We start from the raw sequence: 22,776 nt of genomic DNA on the forward strand, positions 1-22,776 counted from the left end.
ACGACGCCCTCAAACTGGCATTGTCGCCAAGCGCGCGATGACTGATCCAGCGTGTCGTCGAGTGAGCGACTGGTGCTGCCGTCACACTGAAGACCGGTAGCACGACTGTGCCCAACACCCGATTTCGCGGTTCAGCGAGTCGGGTTTTTTCATGCCTGCATCAGGGCCCCAGACTCCTGCCGCGACAATGCCGCAGGACATTCGCCCACCACGGTGGGCATCACCCCGGAAGCGGAGGTGGCGTCATGGACATCTACGTCTTCATCGCTCTTCTGCCGATCGTTCTTCGCGAACTTCGCGAATGGGCACCCTTGCTGTCGGATCCCGTGTGCGCACGGGCTGTCCGGCTGGCAAAAGCCCGACGTCGGCGCAAGTAGCAAAAACGCCCTTCAATTTCGGAGGGGACAATTCTGCCCAAAATATCTAGCAAAAACCCAGGTCGCGACAAGAATCGCGGGATTTGTGAGCTGGCGAGGTGATAGGAGTACCCGTCCTACCCGACATTCATGGGGTCCTACCCGACCGAGATCTCCAAGGCAGCCGCGAGTGTGGAGACGTCGACGGTTGCTGGCCATTCTCGGTCCTATCGATGACGGGCGGGCAGCGTCAGATCGCACGCGTCCGCGCGTCACGTACGAATCGGCCTTCACGGCCGAGGCGCGTGTCTAGGGTGTCGGCCTGACGCACGTCGTGCACCTTGTGAAATGGTTCCGAAGGCGCTTGTGTTCACCGCCATCCGTCAACTTCCCATACTCGCCGCAGGCTGAGTCGGTCGCAGCCAATCGGGTTGAGCTACGTCCTGTACGTCACCATCGTGTGGAACGACCGGCCAACCTGTTGTTTGTTGGGAACGCTAGTGATGATAGCTAGCTGTGCTAGCAAAGCTAGAGGCATTAGCATCGGGCATCATCGCGCACAGGTTGGTTGAACAAAGCGGCCCAATCCGTACGTAACCACCACGCACGCTCGCGATCATTTGGGTTGCGATGTTGCTGTCTGGTGCAGTCGGTCGTGGGTCATGTCGCCTCTGAATACAGTCCGCCGACCCCAGGGCCCGTCGACATTCGGTTGACGCACTGTGGAGCAAGGTGTTGCAAGACTCTGCAACGCCAGCTTTCAACGGGCACTCTTGGCTTCGGCGTATTCGAGTGCTAGGCCATCTAGCATTGCTATTTGTCGTGGTGAGGGCCGTTGCTTGCGAGGTGCGGCTGCGCGCAGACTGCAGTTAACGGGTTCGCTCCGTGCGTGCTCTATCGAGCAGTCATTGGCGAAGTATGAGTGCAATGATAGCTAGCAAAGCTATCGCAGGACGCAGAGCGAGCGGAGCGCTGCACTGGGTGCTAATGTAGCGGACATAGCTAGCAGAGCAACGCGCGATAAGCAAGGTGTGCTAGATATAGTTGCTACACAAGCTTTGAAAGCGAAAGAAGATAGCGTTGTTTGTTTAGCATGCGTGTCTTGCTTAGCTAGTGACAGTTGGCTAGATACGCAAGGTACTGCAGCACGGCGTGCAAACAGTGCGAGATAAGCGAAGCAAGCTACGCGAACGAGCAGAGCGATCGTCGCAAGCTTCGCTCCGCGTGTTAACGCAGCACACGAAGCAATTGGTTATAGCGTAGCGAGCCAGAAGGCTTGCAGGGCATAGGTCCAGGGTGCGAGCCAACGCAGTCTTCCTCGGAGAAGAGTTCGTTGGCCTTGATCCTCGAACAGAGAAAGGAACGCGAATCCCAATGTCGACGTCGTCGAAGCAACCCAGGAAGTTCGCCATATGCAACCAGAAGGGTGGGGTTGGGAAGACAGCGACAACACTCGGATTGGCGAGTGCATTGGCAGACAAGGGTAGACACGTCCTTGTCATCGATATGGATCCTCAGGCCAACGCGACGACAGGTCTGGGAGTCGACGTTGATGACGACATGCGAACTACCTTCGACCTGATGTCGGTCACTGGCGAGGGGGCAGCAGCGGATGCGGTAGTAGCAACCGAATGGGATCGGGTCGACCTGATCGCGGCGACTCAGAGCCTCGCCAATCTTGAGGCTGACGGCGCAAACGACCTGATCTTTCGGTTAGATATCGCGCTTGAGGGTGTCGATCTGTCGCCTTACAGTGCAGTCTTCATCGACTGCCCGCCGTCGCTTGGAAAGTTACTTTTCGCGGTCCTCTGCGCCTGCGACTCAGTCATTGCGGTCACCGAACCCACCATCGACAGCGTGCGAGCGATTACCAAGGTTGAGGAAACCATCACCAACGTCAAGCGGCGTGCGAACCCTCGTCTCGAACTTGAGAAGATCGTCTTGTCGAAGAAACGAAGGACCTCGGAGCATCAGTATCGCGAAGACGAGTTGCGTGCTGCATACGGCGAATTGGTTGCAAGAGCGGGGATCCCGGAGCTGGCGGCGCGCCAAGACGCTCACAGCAGCCATACCCCCATCCACTCTTACAAGGGAGGCCGAGCGATAGATCTGCAAGTCGCCTACGACGCCCTGCTGAAAGAACTGTCTATCGACCTTCTAGGAGAGCCTGCCGCATGAACGCACAACGCGAACCCGCCATCCGCCGCCACCCGGCTGCAGACCTCCCTTCGCGACCGGCCGTTTCACCCCGGCGCGTTGGTCACGAAGCACAGCAAGAATCAACCGGGTCGCCGAGCGTCGACCTTTCGACCAGCGCTGGCGGTATCGGACCGACAAACGAGCCCACTCTTCCGGCCTCGAACGAACCTTCGGCTCCGCACAATGCGCGGCCGGCGGCAGGACCAGGTGCGGAAAAATTCACTGAGCAGCACAATGTGCGGATACGGAGTTCGACCAAGCTTCGTTTGAACAGAGCCGTCGACAGGCTGCGGTATGAGACAGGGGACCGATCAATCAGTATTGCTTCCTTGACCGACGCAGCGCTCTGTGAGTACCTCGACAAGCGGGGCATCTAGACCGCTGAATGAGGATGCCCGCTTGCTGTGCTAGCTAGCGTTGCTAGCACTGCCCTTTTGGTCACCCATCACCATTCAGACGTGTACGTGTGCGCGATGGCAGACCTGTAGCGGGGCTGAGACTTGATCTACGGTGGCCAGGTCAATAGCCCCGGCGACCCGGCGAGCAAAATGTTCTTCACCGTCCTCGGCGCGATGGCCGAGTTCGAGGCCGACTTGACCCGCGCACGCACCCGTGAAGGTGTGGCCATCGCCAAAGAGCAGGGCCGGATGACCGGACGCAAACCCAAACTCACTGCGTTGCAACACGAACACATCCTCGAAGACTACGAATCCGGTCGATACGGTGCAGCTGCCCTCATGGACCTCTACTACCTCAGTCGCTCTGCTGTTTACGCCTCGCGTGCTCGTGCACGCCACTAACGCGACACCAGCTCACCCCGCACCGCAACGACCAGAAATTAGATCGCCGCAATCGCGCCACCACACCAGCCGACACAGAGGCCCCGGTAGTGCTCCACACACCACCGGGGCCGGTCGATCACAGAACGGACCTGCGATCAATGAACAACGCTAATACCCTCGACCTCGACGCAACCAGCGAGGACACACTCGACATCCACCCACGCGTACTGACCGGCGCACTGATCACCGGCCTGACCATCGCCATCATCGTCGGCGCGGCTTCGTTCAAGCTTTCTTTCTCCACCCTGCTCGACCTCGCCGTCATGGCCGGCATCGACCCGGCCGACGCCTGGGTCATCCCCGTCGCCCTTGACGGCCCTATCCTCGCGGCCGCCGTCATCCGGATCGCCCTCTCTCAGCACACCGACGCTGCCACCAGGCGAGGCCGGCGACTCGTCGTGGCTGTGCTGACCGTCTCGGCGATCTTGTCCATCGCAGGCAACGCTTACCACGCAGTCTTGACCGCCACCGTCCTCAACGCCGCCGTCGCAGCTGCAATAGCAGCATTAGCGCCCGCGATGGTCCTCACGATGAGCGAGGTCGTCGCGGTCGTCCTGCGCGCACCACGTCGCCGCCGGGCCACGACCAAGATCGACACTGCCGGTGCTACCGCCGAAGCGGCCGTACCAGCTCGAACCAACGAACCGACCACCCGCGCGGAAATCGAACAGGACACTGCCGGAACGGTATCGGGCATTGCCGGTATAGACGAGGACCTCGACAACGGCCTGCTCAAACCTGCCGTGTGGACCAGCGTCGACCTCTACCTCGCGCACCCCGACTGGTCACTGAGCGACATCGCACGCCACCTCGAACTCCACACCTCGACGGTCTCGCGACACATCAAGACCTGGACTCAAGTCCAGCAGAACATCGCCGCCGAGCGCAGCACCGCCGCCCCCATCCTGGCCAACCAGGCACACGCCGCCGATCCCGACCACGACTCCGGCGACGCGCAGACGAGTTCGGACTACCGCGTAGACGACGACTACGCCCCGATGAGCAGCGATCGTGATTACGCGGCTGCGGCGCGATGACCCAACAGTGAGCCGTCAGAACATGCGCAGACCTTATCGGTCAGAGCTGCAACAGAATTCGCCCGATACGGTACGGGGTGACTAAACGAACGCTATCGAAGAACGGGAAGAGACATGGACGCCGAACAGGCGCGGTACGAGGTCACCGAGATCAAGGTGATCCGGGGTGCTGAGTCGAAAACGATCGCAGGTAAGCAGCAGGAAGGTTGGGAACTGGTCGACCGACAGGATGGCATCCTGCGAACCACCATAACCTTCCGTCGACCAAAGCCGAAGCCTCCCTGGCGATTGTGGGCCGCACTGGGAGGGGTCGGTGTCATCCTGGCGGGCATCATTACCGTCGGGGCGCTCACAGAGGACGACGACGCGTCCACGACCGACGCCGCAGCGCCCTCGCGCGCCGAACAACCCTCTCCGCAGCCTACTCCGGAACAAGAAGCGGAACCCTCCTCTTCGGCCGACCCGATGATCTGCGATACGACGGACCCGTGGTCCCGGGGAGGTCCATGCAGGTTCGGGCAGACCGCGATCTACAGCGACACGAGGCGGGATTTGAGCGAGGTGAGGCTGGAGATCACCGTGGGCGCACCGGTCGAGTTCGTACTGAGTGAGGACGCGATCATCGAATCTGACCAGCCTCCGTACCCCGTGAGCGTCTACTTCCCGGTCACCGTCAAGAACATATCCCCTGACTCAACGATGCCGAGTAAGGTCTCTACCCAGGCGACAAATGCCGAACAGAGCAAATACAGCGGTACTTACGTCGGTATTCAGAAAGTGAGCGACGGCGACGTCGGCTCACGCTCGGTCACTCCCTGAGTTGTCAATCGTCGGTCGAACGGACTGCGCTGGCCTTCGACCGGTTGCCTGGCAGGACTATCGGCGGCCGAGTGTTCGTTGCATCACCGAATGCTTAACAGAGCGTGTGCTCTGATAAAGTTGGTCGTATTGCGCCGGTCCGTTTCGCCGGCATCACCCCTTTTCCGATCGACTGTTTCGAGGTACATCCATGACCACAACCGACTTCAGCGCCATGACGGGACTCGACCTCCTGCGATGGGCCAGAGACGAACGCACAGACAACATTCCTTCGATCGGTCGTCTCTTGGGAATGACCTTCATCGACATCGAGCACGGTCACGTATCAATGGAAATGATCACGCAACCGGACTTCGCCAACCCATTGGGAACCGTGCACGGTGGTATCGCTGCAACGCTTCTGGACTCCGTGATGGGATGCGCCGTGCACACCACCCTTGCGGCGGGGGTCGGGTACACGACGTTGGAGTTGAAAGTGAACTACATCCGATCGGTATCGACAGATCATCGTCCTCTGACTGCGCGCGGCTCGGTGATACACGCCGGCAGAACGACAGCGACCGCAGAAGGATCGGTACGTGACAGCCAGGATCGCTTGATCGCACACGCCACAACGACCTGTCTGATCCTCGGCCGGGACTGATAAGCGACGAAATCGGCCGACAGGGAACATATTTCGATGATGTTGCATGGTGCGCCGCTACGACCGTGTCGGCGTGGTCCGAGCCAGCACTGGACCGTTATTGGTGCCGGGGAGCGGCCATCGCGCCAATCTGACAGAACGTCGTTCCGTGCTCGATTTCGACGATTGTTACAGAGCGACCGCTCTGCTATCGTCGGGTGAGTGCTCGGCGTGCGCAGCGTGCCGGCCTCATCCTCCCACCCCGATTGTCGAGGTCACCCCGGCAGCCGCCGACGGACTGGTCCTCACGCAAGCAGTCGATGCTCCGAACCCGTTGCCGCGCTTCGACAACTCCGCCGTCGACGGTTACGCGGTGTATTCACCCGATATCGCCCGTGCCGATTACGGACGACCGATATCACTGCCGGTTCACCGCCACATTGCCGCGGGGAACCCCACACCTATGACACTGACGCCGGGGACGACCGACAAGATCATGACCGGAGCCCGATCCCGGCGGGCGCAACCAGGGTCGTGCCCGTCGAAAACGTCGACCGGCTCAGCGGAACCGCGCACTTCGAGCGACCTGTCCTGCCCGGTGCCAACGTGCGGGTGACCGGAGAAGACATCGCCCACGATCAGCGGCTGCTCGACCGCGGAAATGTGCTGCGGCTGCTCCATATCGGTCTACTGGCCGCGGTCGGAATCGACAGGGTTGCGGTGCGGCGGCGGATCCGCGTCGCCGTCGTTTCCACTGGCTCGGAAATCACGCGCGGTTCGGGCCCGCTGGGATTCGGGCAGATTTACGAGTCCAATTCAGCGATGCTCGCGGCCGCTGTGCGCGCCTGCGGTGCAGATGTCGTGGCGTGCGAGACGGTGTCGGATTCGGTTCCTCTCTGCCGCGTAGTCCTCGGCCGTGTCTGCGCGGTAGCCGACGTCGTCATCACGACCGGCGGAGTCAGCGCCGGCGACCACGAAGTCGTCAAACAGACGTTGCGCGGGCTGGACGGCATGCTGTTCCGCGGTGTTGCGGTGTCCCCAGGTAAACCACAAGGGCCGGGCCGCATCAACGGGACCACACTGTTGGCATTTCCCGGCAACCCCCTCGCTGCGTACGTCTCGTTCGAACTCTTCGCCCGCCCGCTGTAGCGCCGGGCGATGGGAATGACCGACGACGAACGACCTACCGTCACTGCACCTCTGGCGTATCCGGTGACCACGACAAGTGGGCGAACGGGCGTCTACCTCGCCCGCCGCAACGAGTCAGGAACGATCACCCTCGCATCGGGGACAGGCAAGCATGGTCTCGGCGGCGTCCTCGGCGCAGACTGTCTCGTCCAGATCGGCCAGGACGGTGCCGCACTACCCAGTGGGCACCCCGTCACAGCGACAGTGCTGTGACGATCGAAACCGCTTCACGCAGAGGAAGTCCGCACATGAACGACCCGACACCACACCACCGAGCAGGCGCGCTGCTCGCTTCGGTGACGCCGACGACACTGTCGGTTCCCCATCACGAGGCGTTGGTGAGCATGCCGGCGCCCGGCGCGGTGGTCAGCTTCAGCGGCGTCGTACGCAACCACGACCAGGACCGCGGTGTTCACGGCCTGGAATATCACGGCCATCCCAGCGCACAAACGGTCCTCGAACGAGTAGTCGGTGAAGTATCCGAACGATTTCCTACTTGCTGTGTCGCGGTGTCGCACCGGATCGGGATGCTCGCCATCGGTGACGCAGCGCTGGTGGTGGCCGTGTCATCGGCTCACCGATGAGAGGCGTTCGTCGCCTGCTCCGAACTGGTAGACCACGTCAAAGAGCACCTGCCGGTGTGGAAACAACAAGTGTTCGACGACGGAGCAGACGAGTGGGTCGACTGCGCCTGACCGCCGGCGTCGAGGCGGTGCTCACCCACCCGCAAATGGGGGCAGCACATCGAGAATGCCCACATCGTCGACAGTGCGCTGCGGGTCCGCGGACGCGATGGCGTCGAGCAGGTACGAGCACCGCGGCAAGACCGCAGCCAAAGCTGGGCGCTCGGCTACCGCCCGGGCCAGCACGGTGGCGATGGTGTCGTTCGGCCGCAGGTCCCGTAGCTCTTCCTCCACCCCGGCAGCGTGCGCAGCGCCCGCGAAGTAGCGGATTCAAATTATGGCGGCGGTCACGGTCATCCTCCGATCGCGCTCATCGGACGTGCCGGCTGCAAGAACGCCGGGTCGTCGATGCCGTGGCCGGGTTGCTTGGTCCACATCGCATCTCGCCACCGTGCGGCAATCTCCGAATCAGTGTCAGCAGCGTTCTGCGACAGGCCCCGCAGCAGCGACATGAGATCGGTTTCCTCGCCGGCGAACAAGCAACTGCGCACTCGTCCGTCTGCAGTGAGCCGGACGCGGTCGCAGTCACCGCAGAACGGCTCTGTAACCGAGGCAATGACGCCGACCGCGGCGGGACCACCGTCGACCAGCCATCGCTGCGCCGGAGCAGCGCCGCGCGGCGTCGGATCCACCGTCAGATCATGACGCTCCCCGAGCAACGAGTGGATCTCGGCGGCGGTGATCATCTCCGAACGCTGCCATCGATGGCCGGCGTCGAGGGGCATCTGCTCGATGATGCGCAACTCGAAACCCTCTCGGAGGCAGTAGTCCAGAAGGTCACCGACACCGCTGTCGTTGACCTCCCGGATCAAGACCGCGTTGATCTTGATCGGATGCAACCCGGCCTCCCGCGCCGCACGTAGTCCGGTCAGCACGTCGTCGAGACGGTCACGGCGGGTGATCGCGGCATAGACGTCTCGGTCGATACTGTCGAGGGAGACGTTGATCCGGTCCACACCGGCATCGGCGAGCAGGTGCGCTTTGCGGTGCAGACCGAGGCCGTTGGTGGTCAAAGATATCGATGGCCGAGGGTGCAGTGCCGCAGCAAAGGACACCAGCTCGGGGAGGTCAGCGCGCAGTAGAGGTTCACCTCCGGTAAACCGGATTTCCTCGACACCGAGATCGTCGACCGCGATCCGTATCAACCGCTGTAGCTCTGCAGTGGAGAGCAGCTGGTCTGCCGGTTGCCAGTCGAGACCCTCCGCGGGCATGCAGTACGTGCACCGCAGATTGCATCGATCCGTCAACGAGATCCTGAGATCGGTTGCGGTACGCCCGAAACGGTCGATCAACCCATCGGCGTCGGGCCTGTCGGATACCGGCGTGACACCCCGGAGGGTCGGCAGACCCAGGGCAGTCGACGACATCAGGCACGCACGCTGGGCACTGTGTCATCCAATGCCCGGGACGCGGCGAGCATGTCGTCGCGCTCGACGACCTTCACGCGTTCACGGCCCTCGGGTTCGCCGAGTGAGCGTTCGTGTGCGTCGAGTCGGTACCAGCCGTCCCAGGTGGTGAAGGGGACCTGCTTGCCTTCGAGGAACGACGTGACGGCATCGAGATCCGGCTCGGCCGCACCGGTGAAGTTGGGTGCATCTTCGAGCAGGTTCGCGACGGTTTCGTTGGCGTCGCCTTTGGTGTGACCGATGAGGCCGACGGGTCCGCGCTTGATCCAGCCCGTGACGTACGTGGCGGGGACGGGAGTGGTGGAGTGCGGTGACTCGACGACGCGTCCGGCCTCGTTGGGGATGGTGCCTGCCTGCTCGTCGAAGGGGAGTGCGCTGATGTTCTGGCTGAGGTAGCCGACGGCGCGGTAGACGGCCTGGACGTCCCAGTCGTTGTACTTGCCGGTGCCGCGTACGTTGCCGGTGCCGTCGAGCTCGGTGCGTTCGGTGCGCAGTCCGACGACCTTGCCGTCCTCACCGAGCACTTCGCTGGGGGATTCGAAGAAGTGCAGGAACAGCTTGTGCGGGCGGGTGCCGACGTCGCGGATGGCCCAGTCCTGCAGGGTGTTGGCGACCATGTCGACCTGCTTGGAGCTGCGGCGGGCCTGCTCGGATCCTTCGTCGTAGTCGATGTCCTCGGGGGCGACGATGACTTCGATGTTGGGGGAATGGTCGAGCTCACGGAGCTCGAGCGGGGTGAACTTGGCCTGAGCCGGTCCGCGACGTCCGAAGACGTGCACCTCCAGAGCTTTGTTGGCCTTGAGTCCTTCGTAGACGTTGGCCGGGATCTCGGTGGGGAGCAGTTCGTCGCCGGTCTTGGCGAGGACGCGGGCGACGTCGAGGGCGACGTTTCCGACGCCGAGGACGGCGACCTTCTCGGCGTCGAGTGGCCAGGTGCGCGGCACGTCCGGGTGGCCGTCGTACCAGGAGACGAAGTCGGCGGCGTAGCGAATGAGCCCGAACGGTGCAGGCATGCGCTCGAAGAGGTCGATGCTGACGCCCGGTCCGCTGACATTGTGGTCGGACTTCATGAGCGCGTCGGCGGCATAGATGCCTGCCGGTCCGGCACCGACGATGGCGACGCGTAGTGGCCGCGATGAATCGAACATGGACTATCCCCTGGTCTGTGTGGATGGATGCGCCAAGTGTCGGACGGAAGGTGCGAACGACTACTCGGTGGCAGGCTGTGGCGGTCCGTAATGTTCTGGCATTGCTGACAATGCAGGCTTTTTTCGACACATGCATGGTGATCCGCGCAGTGACGAATGCGTTTCCGTCGGCGTCGAGGACGTCGACGGGAACAACGAGTTCGGTGGGTTCGTCGGTGAACTCGGGCAGTGTGTCGAGTCGAGCGACCGAGGTGACGGCGGTGGTGGCTCAGGCCTTGTACTCCACGGTCATTCCGATGGGGGTCCATCGGTGGGTGGCGGGGACGGTGGCGTCGGTCATTATACCGCCGGCGAGCTTGGCCATATTGCACGAGGCGATCGCGTGGTAGCTACCGAGGTGGTTACGCACGCCCCGTCGGTTCGGGGCCTGCACCCGGCACAATCCCGGCCGCATCTCCACTATCAGCGGATGGACGGTGCGGAAATACGGGGCCTTGAAGCACAGGGCTTGGGTGAAGATTCAATTCTAAAAGGCAACCGCTGCAGTTTGTCCAGATCTGAAGATTCGCCCCGATCGGTGCGGTCACAGTGCTCATGCGGCACGGCCTTGGCTCAATGCTGCAGTTACCGACGCATACATGGTGGTCTTGATCGCGCCCAGCGTGCCGCGATCCTTACCGGCGATGGGTGTCAACCGATCGATCGCAGCTGTGACCAGTTCGCTCTCGGCGGCGGTGCCGTCGACCAACCCGGCGGCGAGGGCGTCGGCGCCGCTGTAGCGATGCCCTGTCGTCATTGCCGTCGTTGCTGTCTGAGGGGAAAGCTTCGCTTGGACCAACGCCGCCATTCCGGGGGTGAAGGGGATGTTGATGTCGACTTCGGGGAAGCAGTAGTAGCCGCGGTCCTCGCGCATGAGGCGGTAGTCATGTGCGATGGCGAACATCGCACCCGCACCGAAGGTATGGCCGTTGACAGCAGCGACGGTGGGGAGCGGGAAGGTCAGAATTCTGTTGAACAAGGCTTGGACCCGACCGACGTACCACTCGGCGCGATCACCGTTCGACATGAGCCATTCCAGGTCGAGTCCGTTGGAATAGAATTTGCCCGACCCGACCGTGACCAACCCACGAGCCGTGGTTTCGATCTCGGTCAGGTGGGCGTCGACGGTGTCCAGCCATTCGGGTGAGAAGCGGTTCTCGTCGTCGCCGAGGGTCAGTACAGCGATATCGCTACGGAGTTCTAGAGATGCAGTCATGGATGGTGCCCTTCTATTGGTGTGCCAGGTGGTTAAGTGCTGCAGGGGTATTCGATGATTCGGGTAGGGGAAGTGCCAGGATCGCGCGGACCGCAGCGGCCAGCCGTTCCCGGACTGCTGGGTCCGGGGTCCGCGCACCCCGCAGAAGTAAGGCACCAGGTAGCTCTACGACGCAATCTCTGATCACTCGCACCGATTCTCTGTCGGCGCGTCCCCACATCGCGTGCGACAAGCGCCGCAGCACATCGGCAACAGAGGCGTCGAGCGTGCGCAGATCCGCGGCAATGGTGTCGGGTATCTCGGTCGAGCCGAGCAGTTCACTGCGGCGCACTGTCAGCAAGAACCGGCCCGAGACGGGAGACGCGATCAGGAATTTCGCCGGGGCATCGGCTGCTGCGACGACTGCCTCGGCCGCGTCGCCGGAAGGTTCCCGATCCAAAAAGGCGGCATCGACTGCTGCGGCTTGCAGGTCGAGGAACCGCCTGGCCGCGCGCAGCCAAGCGCTCCCGACCAAACCGGCGCGCGATCCGAAAGCGTGATAAATCGCCCCGTTCGACACCGACGTCAGATCCGACAGAGCGCGGACAGTAACCGCAGCTGCTCCGGATTCGACGGCCAGTTTCTCGGCAGCGTCCAGCAGGTTATCGAGATCGTGGATACGCGGGCGTGGCATAGTCCAATAATAGCAGAGCAAAAGCTCTGTTACTTGCTCGATACGATTCCGCCGATCAGGGCCAAGCTCTCAGGTCGTGTGAGTGATGGAGAGCGGGTCGCTGCCGGCAAGCTGCCCTACCAGGAATCGAGGGTCTTGCCCATGGCAGGCCTGACGGTGACGTTACGGTCCACGTTGCCACCGTGGCAGTGGATCCTCGACGCGAAGTCATGCAACGGGGTGGAGTGCGTGTCTACGCCGTCTTTGTGCGGTCGATTATTAGACATCTCAACGTCAAACCCGGCGGCCTGTCACCCCGGAGGTCCGTTTCACGGGTGAAATGCCGATCCGTCCGGGAAGTCAGGAAAGCCTAGGGAGGTGGTTTGCGCGGACAGCCGTTCGGCATCGGCGCGTTTGCTGCGCAGAAACGATCCCCACCGGATCAGTTTTTGGCTTCTGACTAGGCCGCATCCGAGGCCCCCGCCGCAACCATGCGGCGGGGGCCTCGGACATGCCTTCGTCACATACGGGCAGCTCACCCGATCGTCAACATATCTTGACGAAACTAGAATCGTCAAGATATGTTGACGCTATGGAATCTGAGAAGGTCCTCACCCCGCCCGAGCTGACCGAACTGTATGTCGAATACAAGGCCGCGCTGCTCGATGTCGAACTCGCGGAGATGGTGCGCGAGCAGGGAAGCAAGGATGCTGCGAGCTGGGTGAAGAACTCCGAGCGCCGAATGGACGAGGCGGTCTCCGACGTCGACGCACTCGAGATCAACGCGTTCCTAGCCTCGACGATGATCGCGGATCGCTACGCCATCATCGGACGCCTCCGGAGTCAGGAGCGGCCGCTGCCATGGTCGAAGATCGGCGAGATCCTCGGCATGAGCAAGCAAGCCGCGCAGCAGTGGTACGACACCTACAACCTCCGGTCCCCGGTGCAGAACCCCACCAAGCCGCTCGATCCCGCCTGACTGTGAACCGATGATGCTGTAACGCAACCATTGGTTTCGCATGGTCCGCAAGCTCATTGTCTCGGCACACGTCTTCACGGACACCCGCAGTTTGTTCCGACCTGACGACTGACCGCGGACACGGACGTCGCTGCAACCGGCGCGCCAACGAACGACGTCTCACAAACAGGATCGAAACGATGAACGACGTCACCGAACCGTCCGCAGTCTCCCCGTGACGTAACACGCGAGGAAGAGTCACCACCACCCTGAACCGGTGGGCATGGGGTCCGGCCCGCAGCCTCTCATCAGTCGCACCCGAACAGTTCGCCACTCTGCACGCCGCCGTCGAGCACCCTGCTCTGGCGGCGTTCTGTTTCTACTTCACGCAGGCGTTCTCGAAACACACCAGGAATCGCTTGTCTATTCATCGAAATCGAAATCGGAATCGGGTATCGACTTTTCGCCCAAACTAATATTGAAAGTTTCATATCCGGGACATTCTGTCGTTTCGGGTCAAGTGTCGATGCAAAAGTAAGTGCGGCAATGCATCAGAAGTATTTCCGCCAAATTTATCTATAGCGAATTCGGGCGTATTGATCTAGAATTGGACCTAGCGGAGCAATTCTTACCAGGAGCTATTCATGTCGATCACTGTGTACACGAAGCCGAAATGCAACAGCTGCGATCAAACGAAGCGACGTTCAGACAAGCACGGCATCGAATACGAGACCGTCGACGTGACCGAAGACGACGCCGCTCGCGAGTTCGTCACCGACCGACTCGGCTACCGCCAGATGCCGGTGGTGGTCGTCGACGAGAACACTCACTGGTCCGGCTTCCAAATCGAGGCGCTCGACAAGTTCGCCGCTGCCTGACCTGTCATTCTGTCACCACTGTCCGAGATCGCCTGCGAAAACGAGACCCGATGACGCCACTGAGCGCAGTCCCCGCGCCCGACGACGAGCCCACTCGCATCCATCCGCGCGGCCTGACCCCCGTCGCCGACGATGATGTCGCCGCCGTCGACGATTGGAGCGCAGCTCACCTACCCGCCACCGACCCCGAGGCACTGCTGCTGTGCGCTCTGATGTGGAGCGCCCACACCGGGGGAGTGTCCACCGAGGACCAGCGCATCACCGCGATCGTGACCGGCGACGACTTCGATACCGTCGCCTACCGGCGACTGTTCGTCGTAATCGCAGCTCTCGTCGCGGCCGGCGAACCCTACGACCCGGCGAGCGTCACCGCAGCCTTCATGCGATCCGGATCAGGCGGAGCCAAGGACGCACCCCTGCTCCGCCGCCTGAACGAGGTCATCACCGCAGGAGCGGACGGCTTCACCGCCACCCACTACGCCGACATCGTGCTTTCCCAGTCCTACCGGCGCAGTTACCGGACCGTGGCAGCGGCCATCGTCCAGGCCGCAGAAGAGCTGCCGGAGGAATACCTGTTCGATCATCTCGTCGAGTACGGCCGCGCTCAACGCGCACTATGGAAGCGGCTCAACGCCTTTCGAGGACAGCAGCGACCATCACGACCACCGACACGGATGGGCGGATCACCCTGCGGCCAGCCAAGCGTCAAGACATCTTGACGAACCAGAGTGTCAAGATATCTTGACGCTCTGGGCCCGGTTGCTGTTTCGGCGCAGGGTTGTGTACTACACAACCTGATGTTTTGTAGTACACTACCTGTATGGGGATCAGGTGGGCGAACAGCGCGGACAAGCACGGAATCGACCATGACGACGCCCTGCACGCACTATGAAACGCGTACTACGTCGAAGAGGAATTCGACGAACCGATAGTCCCCGGGCACGCGAAACCGACGTTGTTCATCGGCCCACCTCGAACACTCGGAGGTCCGCTGCTGGAGGTGATGGTGGAGATGATCCCGCCGCGCGACATGGTCGTCTTCCACGTCATGGAAGCACGGCGAAAGCATCTCGACCGGATGGACGACTGAACGACCCGTCGCCGTCCGGGTTCGACACGACCAGCTCTACCGCACGACCGCTACCCCGACCAGAGGTGAACATGATGAGCAACTCCGACAAGCCCGACGCGGGCACCGACTACGACGCCCTGTCCGACTGGGCCGAGAACGAAATGACCCTGCCCACGAAGTCGGCCACAGCGAAACGGGGCCGCGAGGCCGCCGCTGCGGGTCGGGCGCTGCTCGACCGTGTCGGTGGACGCCCGTCGCTGGACCCCGATGCCGAACCCGGCAGTGAATCCCCGGTACGCCAGGTCCGGCTACCCAAGCCGCTCGATGCACGGATCGACGCGATCGCCGAGCAACAAGGGCGCAGCCGATCAGCGGTACTGCGCGATGCAGTCGCCGAGTACGCCGACGCGCACAGCGCGAACGCGTGACCGCCCCGGTGTCGTCACCGCTGAAGTGCGCTCTCCAATCGGGGCGTACCTGTGGTGGTGCGGTGCGGACACGTCGGTGCCGACATACTCGATCTCGATGCGCTGCAGGAATGAAACTACCTCCACGCCGATGAGATGGCCGACGCCGAACGCCGCCGCCTGACCGTACGGGCACGCTCGGCTGGGATCTTCGGTGCACCCGACACCGCGCCGCACCCGCAGCACTGACCGCGCGAAAAGTCCCCGCCCGAGCCCGAACAGAAAGAACGGCACCACACGTCGATTGTGTGGGTGCCGTTCTCGTCCAGTGCGAGCGGTGTCAGTGGCGGTCGCTCACCTGTGTCGGGGCCGGTGCGATGTGCTGGCTGGTGGTCACCCGAGACCGTGATCGGCCGACCGCGATATCGCCGCAGTATGTATCGGTGCCGGTGCGGTGTACAGCGTCGGCGATGCAGCCCGCGCAGCGCTGGGTGTGCGTGTTGGCGGGGGAGTGACCAACCCGCGCGGACGCGTCGACGCACGCTCGGCATCGACATCGACCGCGTTCGACATCGACCGCGTTCGACACCGATACCGGCACGGACACAGCCGCCGTGTTGTCGGCGCGCGCGGCCGGCGTCGACCGCGCTTGCAGTTCCTCCAGGTCGGCTGCGAGGGCGGTGATGTATTCCGCGTCGGCCACCGGATCGAGGACGGACAGGTTCGCCCGCATCCGTTGGACCCCGGAGAATCGGTCGACGGCGACGCGGTCGGTGTCCGAGACATTGGCTTCGTGGGTCACGCGCAGCACGGTGTCGTTGCGAATCGGTTCGATCGTCCCGCCAAGGTCGGCCGCGAGCTGCTCGGCAATGCGGTGCGCGTCCTCGGGGATGTACGCGCCGACCTCGGTGCGCGAGTTCGGGATCGGACCCGGACGGGTGGAATACACCTCCACGTCCAGAACCGCGAGCGCGTCGGGACCGTCGACAGCAGAGTCGGGCAACGGCGGCGAAGCGTCGACAACAGCGGCGACGGCTGCGGTGACATCCCTCGGTGCCGGGATGACGGTGCGCAGCACACCGTTCTTGTAGTCCGGGAGCGCGGTCAGCTCGGCGGCGAGTTCACCGGGAGTGCCGATGAACTCGACATCGCGGCGAGAGGTTCCCTCGCCGACTGCGTCGATAACCACGGAGACGGTGTCGACCTCACGGGTGTCCGAGAGTGCTGAGGCTTGGGTGAGTGCGAACTGTGCAGCGGAACGAGAGGTGTAGAACGCGCCGCGGAAATGTACGAAACCGGGGTCGCCGCGGCGATCTAGGGAGGCTACTTCGACGTTAAATCCAGGCTGGCTCATGGCAAGTGGTCCTTCGAGGGTGTGGGTGTGCGCCCGCACGCGAGGAGATTTTTCGAGCCTGCGAGGGCACGGGGGATCCGCGACCGATGCCGGCGCGCGGGCGGTGCGAGAGCAGCAGTGTCAGTGCGCGGGCGAGGACTGAGGTTCGCTCGGCGTTTCGGGTGCAGTCGGCGCGGTCGCATCGTCGTGTCGCCGGTCGGGGCCGGCGGTGTTCTCGGCACCGACTCGGCGGCGCGCAGTGGCGCGACCGGAGCTGCGCTTGGCGGAGGCCTTGGATGGCTTCTTGCCGACCGGTGTCGGTGCAGTCAGACCACTGCCGGTGAGTTCGGCAGCTGTCCACCCGGCGTCGATGGCGTCCTTGTACGCGGCAGCGTGTTCGGCGGCGGCGCGATCGGCCGCGCGGGACGCCTCGGCGACTTTCTCGCGCGCGGCGGCGGACGCTTGGGCGGCGTCGAAGAGAGACTCGATGTATTTGGTGCGGTTCTCGATCGCGGCGCGCGCGCGGGCGATGACGGTGTCTTTGTCGACCGTGGGTGTGATGGACATCAGAAGTGAGGGCCTTCCAGTTTCGGTGCGCGGATATCCCCATCGGACAGGCACCGATCGCTTCAGCCCGCAGCGCCGTGAAGGCGTAGTGCGGGGTGGATCGGTACGGGTGGGGCGCGCTCGAACGTGACCCTCATCGACGCTCGAACTTGATCGAAAGTATAAACGATCCACACCGAATCCGCCCAGACCGGAACCGCACACCCGACCACCGGCGGACACACCGAAAAATCGGAGCTACCGCGACACCGAGCGTGGTTCCGTTTCGTCGCTCCCTCACAGTCACCGGGCGAGCCATACCCCACACCGCGCTGCAGAAGCACCGAACCCCGTCGGCGTCGGGCGTCTCGCCGGTGATGGCCGGTGCAGTTCTCGGGCAGGCCCTGGCGGGCCATACGCGACCCTGCGGGCCGCCGTCGAATCGAACTCCGCTGCGCTTCATCAGCATCGAAGAAATCAATCTCTGTGACGTTGTGGCTTCTTAATAGGGATTGTCAACTGAACGTGACGGGTGCGGTCGGCTTTTCACTTCCTCTTAACTCCAGTTGTGGGCTGGTCCTCTGACGAATTGTCAGCAGGTGTGCGTGGTGCAGTTCAGCGCAGCATGCCGAGGATTCGGGGCAGGGCGTCGCCGACCGTTGCGGCGACGATGTCGTAATGAGTGGCGTTGGGCACGGGCAGGTAGGTCACGTCGTGGACTCCATGTGCCACCAGTTCCGCAGCGAGGGCGGTCGTCAGTGCCGGCGGCACGACGGTGTCGGCCAGTCCCTGCTCGATGGCTACCGGCCGTGTGAAACCGGTGGTCGGTACCGCCAGATAGTCGCGGAGAGCCGAGGCCATGGCGGGGTCGGACAATGATCGAGTCAAGAGTTGTTGTGGTGCAACACCGCTGACCTTCTGTCGTAGGTCGCTGATGCAACGGCCTACGGCCTGTGCCAGATAGTCGCGCCCCAGCTCGCTGAGGTAGCTGTTCACGTCCAGGTCCGGACGAGAATCCCTGAGCCCGTACAGGACGTAGATTAGCGTTGCCGTGATGTTGTCGAGTGCTGCAATGCGGGGAGTGGTGGGAGATAGCAGCGGAAGGACGGCTTCGAGGTTCGATGAGGGTGCGAACGACGTCACCCCGCGAAAGTCCGACCGTTCGCCGTAGATGTCGGCGCGAGCTCCGGTGGTGAGTGCGGCCGCGCCGCCCTGAGAGTGTCCGGCGGCGACCCAGGTGCGCGATAGTTCGGGGAGTTCGTCTGCGGCTGCGCTGACGATGTCGGTGACGGCGTTCGCTTCGGAGATGCTGTTCAGATAGTGGTGGGCATCGGTGGTTCCGAGTCCGATGTAGTCCGTCGAGACGACGGCCGTACCGCTCCGGAGAAGTTGGGTGAGTAGGGGTTTCGACAATTCGACGGCCAGTGGATCGTCTTCGGCGTCACCGTCGCTGAGTGCAATGCTCATGGCACATGAATCACCGACGCCGACGGTGCCCTTGGCCCACGAAACGACTGGCCACCCGCCTGATGGGGGAGGGCCGGCGGGGAGGTAGACCTGTCCGCGAGCAATTGCAGGACGTCCGTGTTCGTCGATAGTTGGGTAGGAGATTGAATAGCCCTCGGCGGCTCCGTCGATCAATCGTGGGAGTGGATCGATGGATCTCGACGGTGCTGCATCGACGATGGGAGTGAACAATCCTGCGGCACCGAACAGTGCTGCAGCAGTCGACAGAATCAGCGTGGATCGAATCGACATGTCTTCCTTCGGGATCGACGGTGGAGGGTGAGGAACGCAGGTCAGCGCGCCCCTGTGCGGGAATATACATGGTGAGTGCGTAGGCATCGGCCTGGAAGGACTGAGTCCAATTCCAGCACAGGGGGTTCGGCGATCGCATCGAATTGCCCGCAGATCTGCTCGGGCTACGCGAAAAGACCTCCAGAGGGTTTCGCGCACCGAGGCCTGGATGGCAGGGTGCGCACCGCGTCGCATCGACTGCGGAACGGTGCGAAAGATGGTTCAGGCGGCCATCGACTCGGTTCCGGTAGCGGCATAAACTCTCTCGTCGCGGAGCATCGCCCAGAGGACATTCGCGCGGCGTCGGGCGAGCCCGACCACGGCCTGGGTATGGCGTTTCCCTTCCGCTCGTTTGCGCTGATAGTAGGCATGCGAGTCCGGCGATGAGCGGATACTGAGCTGCGCGGACATGTAGAACACTCGCATCAACCGGCGGTCGTACCGCCGCTGTCCGTGCAGGTTCCCGCTGATGCGCCCGGAATCGCGGGGAACCGGTGCGAGACCGGACAACGCGGCCAGGCGGTCGGCGCTGCCGATCGACTCCATGTCCCCGCCGGTGGCGGCGATGAATTCCGCTCCCAACAGTGGACCGATACCAGGCAGCGATTCGAGCATCTCCGCGTACCGATGCCCGCCGAAAACCTCGGTGATCTGTTTGTCGAGGGCCGTCAACTCGGCGAGGATGTCGAGCGCTTGCCGCGCCAAAAGCGCAATGGTGGCGGCCGCAACGTTTTGACCGGTGATCCGGACACTTTGTGCGCGTGCAGCATCGAGCGCTACCTCGGCGACCTTTGCTGGGTTGTAAACACCATGCTTACGAAGCCAGGTCTCCAACCTTGATCGCCCGGTACGGCGGATACCGTCGGGGGTCTGATGGCCGGTCAGCAAAATCAGCGTGCCTTTCGCATTCGACAAGTCCAACGCACGTTCGAGAGCAGGAAAGAACTCGCTGAGCAGCGCTCGAATCCGGTTGATCGTGCGGGTCCGGTCGCGCATGCGATCGGTTCGGTAGCCAGTGAGGATACGTAGCGCAGCTGCGGTCTCGTCCGGTATCCGGACTGTGTGCAGGTCGTGGCGCATTCGGGCCTGATCGGCGATGATCGCGGCATCCTTTGCGTCGGTCTTTCCTTCGCCGCAGCAACAGCGCCGCAGCAGCAACAACACCCGCCCCAGCCGCCGAGCCAGCGCAGCGCAGAACGCGCGGACCACCGTCATCGTCACCCACACCACACCACACCACCGCCATCGTCACCGGGCCCATAGACCGCCACTAGCACCGTCACCGCGGCCGCGACCGACGAAGCGCAGATGATCGTCGCGTTCGGGCACGTGATGATGACCTTCCACCGAGCCGAAGCCGTCTGCGACCTCATCGCCGGATTCGCCTCCGTCCGAAGCTCACTCGTCGGCGTGGACGGACACGCCCCCCACCGGGCGCAACCCGGCACACAATTCGGTGCCTCCGCGACATCCGTCGTCTGGCTCGGCGGCCCCGAACACTCCGTCGTCGCGCACAGCCGCTACGTCCCCGAACAACGCCGCACCGTCCACTGGGCAGACCTGCACATGGGCCCGATCACCTGGCGCATCACCGACCGCGTCGGCTACGACACCCTCATGGAGGAGCTGCGCCGCGTTCACCGCACTGCGGTCGGGGTATTCGTCGACGGCGGCCGCTTCCGCCGAGACCCCACCAAAATCCTCGACGCATTCGACAACGCCTGACCTGTTACAACACGTTCGGCCCCGCACCGCGGGGCCGAACGTCGTTATCCACAGCTTCGCCGGCCATCCACACCCGACCGACAATGGCGGTCGCGGCCCGCCCACGACAGCGCGAGAAAAGGAACACCGACGATGATCACCTGGACCGTCACCACCCGCCCCGAAAACAACCCCGAGATCCTCACCGCATCCGGAGCCGAACCGGACCTCGCCAGCGCCAAGAGAGCAGCCGCCAACGCCGTCCGCTACGCCCTGCTCGACGCCCGCGAACACGTCTCACCCGACAACGGCTGCGCCCCGTCGTATCTGGTCACCCTCGACGGCAACTTCGCGCTCATCGTCGGCCTCGGACGGTGCCGGACCGCGAACTTCAACGGCGTCCTCGACAGCCTCGAACGGTTCGACGGCACAGGGGAATGAACCTGCTCTATCTGTGAACCGCGTGCGGATCCGTCGGTGCGCTCGGGCGGTCAGTAGTAGTCGTTGCCGTAGGGGTCGCAGCGGTATCCACGGCGGGGTCGGTCGGCGACGCCGCTGGAACCGCCGAGCGCGAACAGGGGAAGCATGAACAGCATCACCGCGATGAACGCGCCGATCACTGCGATGAACGTGGAGAACACGACAGCGAGGACGACGAGGTATGCGCCGACACCGATGACGGTGAGAATGTTCGCCACGAACCCCTTCCATCCGGGGTCGTTCTCACCGAGGTACCGCACGTACCAGATCAGAAATCCGGCACCGGCGATGGCGAGCAGGGGGAGCGGGCCGACGTCGTCGGTGAAGAGCGAGGAGAGCGTCATCTTGTAAGTCCTTCTCGTGTGAGGACTGCTCTCACCGGTGCGGCGGGCGGCCCGAGCCTGATGGATCACTGCGTACCGTGCGCCACCGACATTGATCGGTCGCGCCCGCTTTCAGAACAGCGTCGGCGGTGCTTGCGCGCCGAAGCTGTGACCGGCGAGAGCGGCCAGCAGCCTTGGTTCGTCGTATCCGTCTTGGAGCGCGTCGCGGATCGCGACCGCGCGCCCATAGCGTCCGCGCTGATCCCCGCCTGCCGGTGTCGGTCCGATATGTCGGCCGACGGCAACAGCGTGCGCGAGGTTCGCCGACTGGGTGCCGCGTTTGAGGTGACCGTCGGCCACTCGCACGCACAGTGTCTCGTCGCAGTCGTGTTCGCCGACGATCCCATCTTCGAGGTCGCCGTATTCGAGCAACAACGCGAACCGGTGCGCCGAAAGCGTCCGTGGACTGACACCGTCGGTGAAGGTGAACCTCCCATAGGAATCAGGGAAACTGACGGCTGAACGCCACCACCAGCACGTCGGAGTTTTGACAACCTTCATCCAGAACCGCGCCACCGTCTTGGCGGTCAGCGGTCCTTGTAATGGTCGCCAAATCCGAGACACCGGCTGCGGCGCAGCGGCGTCGGTGGCGTCGCCGAACAACGCCAGTTGCATCACCGAAGCGCTCACCGGTTACCCCCGGCTCGTGGTGGGCTCGACTTCCGTGACGCTGTCGATCGTCGCCGCCTTGCTCGTCGTTGCATCCTCTGTCGACTCCGTGTCGGCGGCGGCGAGCACGGCAAGTAGTTTGCGTGCTTTTCCGGTCGTGATCCCGGCGAGTGACGCGGCCGCGCCGAGTGTTCCTTCCCTCGCACGGATGTCGTCGAGCGCGCGCGCCATCGCCAGCGTCGCGGCGTCGATCTGCTCGGCGGCGGTGAAGAACGCCGTCAACGAACCCATGTTCGCCTCGTCCCGGCGCTTGCGGTCCGCGAGCGCTTTCTGCTGCGCCGCCCGCGCCCGAGCACGCGCAGTCATCCGAGCCTGTGTCGACGCCATGCGGCCAACCATAGC

Annotated in this window: 27 protein-coding genes and 2 pseudogenes; 16 read left to right on the plus strand and 13 right to left on the minus strand. The window is 63.2% G+C overall.

Going from position 1 to position 22,776, the window contains the following annotated elements; genetic code table 11:
- Positions 1-245: 245 nt before the first annotated feature.
- From CH296_RS29715 to CH296_RS26930, 10 genes and pseudogenes are all read left to right on the plus strand, one after another.
- Positions 246-377 carry a hypothetical protein gene (locus CH296_RS29715; protein ID WP_256980584.1) on the plus strand — a complete coding sequence of 44 codons (132 nt, stop codon included), beginning with the start codon at positions 246-248 and terminating at the stop codon, positions 375-377.
- Positions 378-1,730: 1,353 nt separating this feature from the next.
- The gene (locus tag CH296_RS26885) at positions 1,731-2,534 is read left to right on the plus strand and encodes a ParA family protein (RefSeq protein WP_094686063.1); all 804 of its coding nucleotides are present in this window, start codon (positions 1,731-1,733) and stop codon (positions 2,532-2,534) included.
- Between the two features lie 521 nt (positions 2,535-3,055).
- On the plus strand, positions 3,056-3,355 hold the full coding sequence (locus tag CH296_RS26895) for a recombinase family protein (RefSeq protein ID WP_143546428.1): 300 nt from the start codon (positions 3,056-3,058) through the stop codon (positions 3,353-3,355).
- Positions 3,356-3,495: 140 nt separating this feature from the next.
- Entirely contained in the window at positions 3,496-4,434 is a 939-nt protein-coding gene (locus tag CH296_RS26900; RefSeq protein ID WP_094686066.1) for a DUF2637 domain-containing protein, read from the plus strand.
- A 114-nt stretch (positions 4,435-4,548) separates the two neighbouring features.
- On the plus strand, positions 4,549-5,253 hold the full coding sequence (locus tag CH296_RS26905) for a hypothetical protein (RefSeq protein ID WP_094686067.1): 705 nt from the start codon (positions 4,549-4,551) through the stop codon (positions 5,251-5,253).
- A 190-nt stretch (positions 5,254-5,443) separates the two neighbouring features.
- Positions 5,444-5,896 (plus strand): PaaI family thioesterase, encoded by a 453-nt coding sequence (locus tag CH296_RS26910; protein ID WP_094686068.1) that lies wholly within the window; start codon positions 5,444-5,446, stop codon positions 5,894-5,896.
- Positions 5,897-5,942: 46 nt separating this feature from the next.
- Positions 5,943-6,520: pseudogene (locus CH296_RS26915) on the plus strand (hypothetical protein); the annotation flags it as partial.
- A gap of 75 nt (positions 6,521-6,595) precedes the next feature.
- Positions 6,596-7,024 carry a molybdenum cofactor synthesis domain-containing protein gene (locus CH296_RS29135; RefSeq protein WP_256980594.1) on the plus strand — a complete coding sequence of 143 codons (429 nt, stop codon included), beginning with the start codon at positions 6,596-6,598 and terminating at the stop codon, positions 7,022-7,024.
- A gap of 15 nt (positions 7,025-7,039) precedes the next feature.
- Positions 7,040-7,276, plus strand: coding sequence for a hypothetical protein (locus CH296_RS26925; protein ID WP_143546430.1), 237 nt, complete (start codon positions 7,040-7,042; stop codon positions 7,274-7,276).
- 35 nt (positions 7,277-7,311) lie between these two features.
- Positions 7,312-7,647 (plus strand): molybdenum cofactor biosynthesis protein MoaE, encoded by a 336-nt coding sequence (locus CH296_RS26930; RefSeq protein WP_373557310.1) that lies wholly within the window; start codon positions 7,312-7,314, stop codon positions 7,645-7,647.
- Between the two features lie 132 nt (positions 7,648-7,779).
- On the opposite strand, the gene CH296_RS26935 is transcribed toward CH296_RS26930, so the two are convergent.
- From CH296_RS26935 to CH296_RS26960, 6 genes and pseudogenes are all read right to left on the minus strand, one after another.
- Positions 7,780-7,980, minus strand: coding sequence for a MoaD/ThiS family protein (locus CH296_RS26935; RefSeq protein ID WP_256980585.1), 201 nt, complete (start codon positions 7,978-7,980; stop codon positions 7,780-7,782).
- A gap of 59 nt (positions 7,981-8,039) precedes the next feature.
- Positions 8,040-9,113 carry a GTP 3',8-cyclase MoaA gene (moaA, locus tag CH296_RS26940; RefSeq protein WP_094686072.1) on the minus strand — a complete coding sequence of 358 codons (1,074 nt, stop codon included), beginning with the start codon at positions 9,111-9,113 and terminating at the stop codon, positions 8,040-8,042.
- Positions 9,113-10,300 (minus strand): pyridine nucleotide-disulfide oxidoreductase, encoded by a 1,188-nt coding sequence (locus CH296_RS26945; protein WP_094686073.1) that lies wholly within the window; start codon positions 10,298-10,300, stop codon positions 9,113-9,115. The genes moaA and CH296_RS26945 overlap by 1 nt, the downstream gene beginning before the upstream one ends.
- Positions 10,301-10,418: 118 nt before the next feature.
- Positions 10,419-10,896, minus strand: a pseudogene (locus CH296_RS29815) (hotdog fold domain-containing protein); the annotation flags it as partial.
- Positions 10,893-11,555, minus strand: a complete 663-nt coding sequence (locus tag CH296_RS26955; protein ID WP_094686074.1) for an enoyl-CoA hydratase/isomerase family protein — start codon at positions 11,553-11,555, stop codon at positions 10,893-10,895. The pseudogene CH296_RS29815 and the gene CH296_RS26955, both read right to left, overlap by 4 nt.
- Before the next feature lie 13 nt (positions 11,556-11,568).
- Positions 11,569-12,228, minus strand: a complete 660-nt coding sequence (locus CH296_RS26960) for a helix-turn-helix domain-containing protein (protein WP_094686075.1) — start codon at positions 12,226-12,228, stop codon at positions 11,569-11,571.
- 571 nt (positions 12,229-12,799) lie between these two features.
- Here CH296_RS26960 and CH296_RS26965 point away from each other — a divergent pair.
- The 4 genes from CH296_RS26965 (at position 12,800) to CH296_RS26985 (ending at position 15,543) form a co-directional block, all read left to right on the plus strand.
- Entirely contained in the window at positions 12,800-13,186 is a 387-nt protein-coding gene (locus tag CH296_RS26965; protein ID WP_094686076.1) for a hypothetical protein, read from the plus strand.
- Positions 13,187-13,809: 623 nt separating this feature from the next.
- Positions 13,810-14,043 carry a glutaredoxin family protein gene (locus tag CH296_RS26970; protein ID WP_094686077.1) on the plus strand — a complete coding sequence of 78 codons (234 nt, stop codon included), beginning with the start codon at positions 13,810-13,812 and terminating at the stop codon, positions 14,041-14,043.
- A gap of 50 nt (positions 14,044-14,093) precedes the next feature.
- The gene (locus CH296_RS26975; RefSeq protein WP_143546431.1) at positions 14,094-14,762 is read left to right on the plus strand and encodes a DnaB-like helicase N-terminal domain-containing protein; all 669 of its coding nucleotides are present in this window, start codon (positions 14,094-14,096) and stop codon (positions 14,760-14,762) included.
- Between the two features lie 445 nt (positions 14,763-15,207).
- Complete coding sequence (locus CH296_RS26985; protein ID WP_094686128.1) at positions 15,208-15,543, plus strand: CopG family ribbon-helix-helix protein; 336 nt, start codon at positions 15,208-15,210, stop codon at positions 15,541-15,543.
- Positions 15,544-15,862: 319 nt separating this feature from the next.
- Here the strand turns inward: CH296_RS26985 and CH296_RS26990 are convergent, their stop codons facing one another.
- The 4 genes from CH296_RS26990 to CH296_RS27010 all read right to left on the minus strand — a co-directional run bounded on the left by CH296_RS26990 (position 15,863) and on the right by CH296_RS27010 (position 20,413).
- The gene (locus CH296_RS26990; protein ID WP_094686078.1) at positions 15,863-16,876 is read right to left on the minus strand and encodes a hypothetical protein; all 1,014 of its coding nucleotides are present in this window, start codon (positions 16,874-16,876) and stop codon (positions 15,863-15,865) included.
- A gap of 120 nt (positions 16,877-16,996) precedes the next feature.
- Complete coding sequence (locus CH296_RS26995) at positions 16,997-17,422, minus strand: hypothetical protein (RefSeq protein WP_094686079.1); 426 nt, start codon at positions 17,420-17,422, stop codon at positions 16,997-16,999.
- Positions 17,423-18,016: 594 nt separating this feature from the next.
- Entirely contained in the window at positions 18,017-19,159 is a 1,143-nt protein-coding gene (locus CH296_RS27005; RefSeq protein ID WP_094686081.1) for a lipase family protein, read from the minus strand.
- Between the two features lie 261 nt (positions 19,160-19,420).
- Positions 19,421-20,413, minus strand: coding sequence for an IS110 family transposase (locus tag CH296_RS27010; RefSeq protein WP_094686129.1), 993 nt, complete (start codon positions 20,411-20,413; stop codon positions 19,421-19,423).
- A 93-nt stretch (positions 20,414-20,506) separates the two neighbouring features.
- Here CH296_RS27010 and CH296_RS27015 point away from each other — a divergent pair, with 93 nt between their 5' ends.
- Together CH296_RS27015 and CH296_RS27020 are read left to right on the plus strand one after the other, a co-directional pair.
- A complete protein-coding gene (locus CH296_RS27015) occupies positions 20,507-20,923 on the plus strand; it encodes a hypothetical protein (RefSeq protein ID WP_256980587.1) in 417 nt (138 codons plus the stop codon).
- Between the two features lie 132 nt (positions 20,924-21,055).
- Complete coding sequence (locus CH296_RS27020; RefSeq protein WP_256980588.1) at positions 21,056-21,343, plus strand: hypothetical protein; 288 nt, start codon at positions 21,056-21,058, stop codon at positions 21,341-21,343.
- A 50-nt stretch (positions 21,344-21,393) separates the two neighbouring features.
- On the opposite strand, the gene CH296_RS27025 is transcribed toward CH296_RS27020, so the two are convergent.
- From CH296_RS27025 to CH296_RS27035, 3 genes are all read right to left on the minus strand, one after another.
- Positions 21,394-21,726 carry a hypothetical protein gene (locus CH296_RS27025; RefSeq protein ID WP_094686082.1) on the minus strand — a complete coding sequence of 111 codons (333 nt, stop codon included), beginning with the start codon at positions 21,724-21,726 and terminating at the stop codon, positions 21,394-21,396.
- Between the two features lie 111 nt (positions 21,727-21,837).
- The gene (locus CH296_RS27030; RefSeq protein WP_094686083.1) at positions 21,838-22,395 is read right to left on the minus strand and encodes a hypothetical protein; all 558 of its coding nucleotides are present in this window, start codon (positions 22,393-22,395) and stop codon (positions 21,838-21,840) included.
- 3 nt (positions 22,396-22,398) lie between these two features.
- The gene (locus CH296_RS27035; protein WP_143546433.1) at positions 22,399-22,761 is read right to left on the minus strand and encodes a hypothetical protein; all 363 of its coding nucleotides are present in this window, start codon (positions 22,759-22,761) and stop codon (positions 22,399-22,401) included.
- Between the last annotated feature and the right edge of the window lie 15 nt (positions 22,762-22,776).

This window comes from Rhodococcus sp. 14-2496-1d (assembly GCF_002259365.1).
Classification (GTDB): domain Bacteria; phylum Actinomycetota; class Actinomycetes; order Mycobacteriales; family Mycobacteriaceae; genus Rhodococcoides.

Excerpts from the sequence above, each read along its gene's own strand:
- CH296_RS29715 (WP_256980584.1), top strand. The coding sequence starts at position 246 with ATGGACATCTACGTCTTCATCGCTCTTCTGCCGATCGTTCTTCGCGAA.
- CH296_RS26885 (WP_094686063.1), top strand. The coding sequence starts at position 1,731 with ATGTCGACGTCGTCGAAGCAACCCAGGAAGTTCGCCATATGCAACCAG.
- CH296_RS26900 (WP_094686066.1), top strand. The coding sequence starts at position 3,496 with ATGAACAACGCTAATACCCTCGACCTCGACGCAACCAGCGAGGACACA.
- CH296_RS26905 (WP_094686067.1), top strand. The coding sequence starts at position 4,549 with ATGGACGCCGAACAGGCGCGGTACGAGGTCACCGAGATCAAGGTGATC.
- CH296_RS26910 (WP_094686068.1), top strand. The coding sequence starts at position 5,444 with ATGACCACAACCGACTTCAGCGCCATGACGGGACTCGACCTCCTGCGA.
- CH296_RS26925 (WP_143546430.1), top strand. The coding sequence starts at position 7,040 with ATGACCGACGACGAACGACCTACCGTCACTGCACCTCTGGCGTATCCG.
- CH296_RS26930 (WP_373557310.1), top strand. The coding sequence starts at position 7,312 with ATGAACGACCCGACACCACACCACCGAGCAGGCGCGCTGCTCGCTTCG.
- moaA (WP_094686072.1), bottom strand. The coding sequence starts at position 9,113 with ATGTCGTCGACTGCCCTGGGTCTGCCGACCCTCCGGGGTGTCACGCCG.
- CH296_RS26945 (WP_094686073.1), bottom strand. The coding sequence starts at position 10,300 with ATGTTCGATTCATCGCGGCCACTACGCGTCGCCATCGTCGGTGCCGGA.
- CH296_RS26955 (WP_094686074.1), bottom strand. The coding sequence starts at position 11,555 with ATGACTGCATCTCTAGAACTCCGTAGCGATATCGCTGTACTGACCCTC.
- CH296_RS26960 (WP_094686075.1), bottom strand. The coding sequence starts at position 12,228 with ATGCCACGCCCGCGTATCCACGATCTCGATAACCTGCTGGACGCTGCC.
- CH296_RS26965 (WP_094686076.1), top strand. The coding sequence starts at position 12,800 with ATGGAATCTGAGAAGGTCCTCACCCCGCCCGAGCTGACCGAACTGTAT.
- CH296_RS26970 (WP_094686077.1), top strand. The coding sequence starts at position 13,810 with ATGTCGATCACTGTGTACACGAAGCCGAAATGCAACAGCTGCGATCAA.
- CH296_RS26975 (WP_143546431.1), top strand. The coding sequence starts at position 14,094 with ATGACGCCACTGAGCGCAGTCCCCGCGCCCGACGACGAGCCCACTCGC.
- CH296_RS26985 (WP_094686128.1), top strand. The coding sequence starts at position 15,208 with ATGAGCAACTCCGACAAGCCCGACGCGGGCACCGACTACGACGCCCTG.
- CH296_RS26990 (WP_094686078.1), bottom strand. The coding sequence starts at position 16,876 with ATGAGCCAGCCTGGATTTAACGTCGAAGTAGCCTCCCTAGATCGCCGC.
- CH296_RS26995 (WP_094686079.1), bottom strand. The coding sequence starts at position 17,422 with ATGTCCATCACACCCACGGTCGACAAAGACACCGTCATCGCCCGCGCG.
- CH296_RS27005 (WP_094686081.1), bottom strand. The coding sequence starts at position 19,159 with ATGTCGATTCGATCCACGCTGATTCTGTCGACTGCTGCAGCACTGTTC.
- CH296_RS27010 (WP_094686129.1), bottom strand. The coding sequence starts at position 20,413 with ATGACGGTGGTCCGCGCGTTCTGCGCTGCGCTGGCTCGGCGGCTGGGG.
- CH296_RS27015 (WP_256980587.1), top strand. The coding sequence starts at position 20,507 with ATGATCGTCGCGTTCGGGCACGTGATGATGACCTTCCACCGAGCCGAA.
- CH296_RS27020 (WP_256980588.1), top strand. The coding sequence starts at position 21,056 with ATGATCACCTGGACCGTCACCACCCGCCCCGAAAACAACCCCGAGATC.
- CH296_RS27025 (WP_094686082.1), bottom strand. The coding sequence starts at position 21,726 with ATGACGCTCTCCTCGCTCTTCACCGACGACGTCGGCCCGCTCCCCCTG.
- CH296_RS27035 (WP_143546433.1), bottom strand. The coding sequence starts at position 22,761 with ATGGCGTCGACACAGGCTCGGATGACTGCGCGTGCTCGGGCGCGGGCG.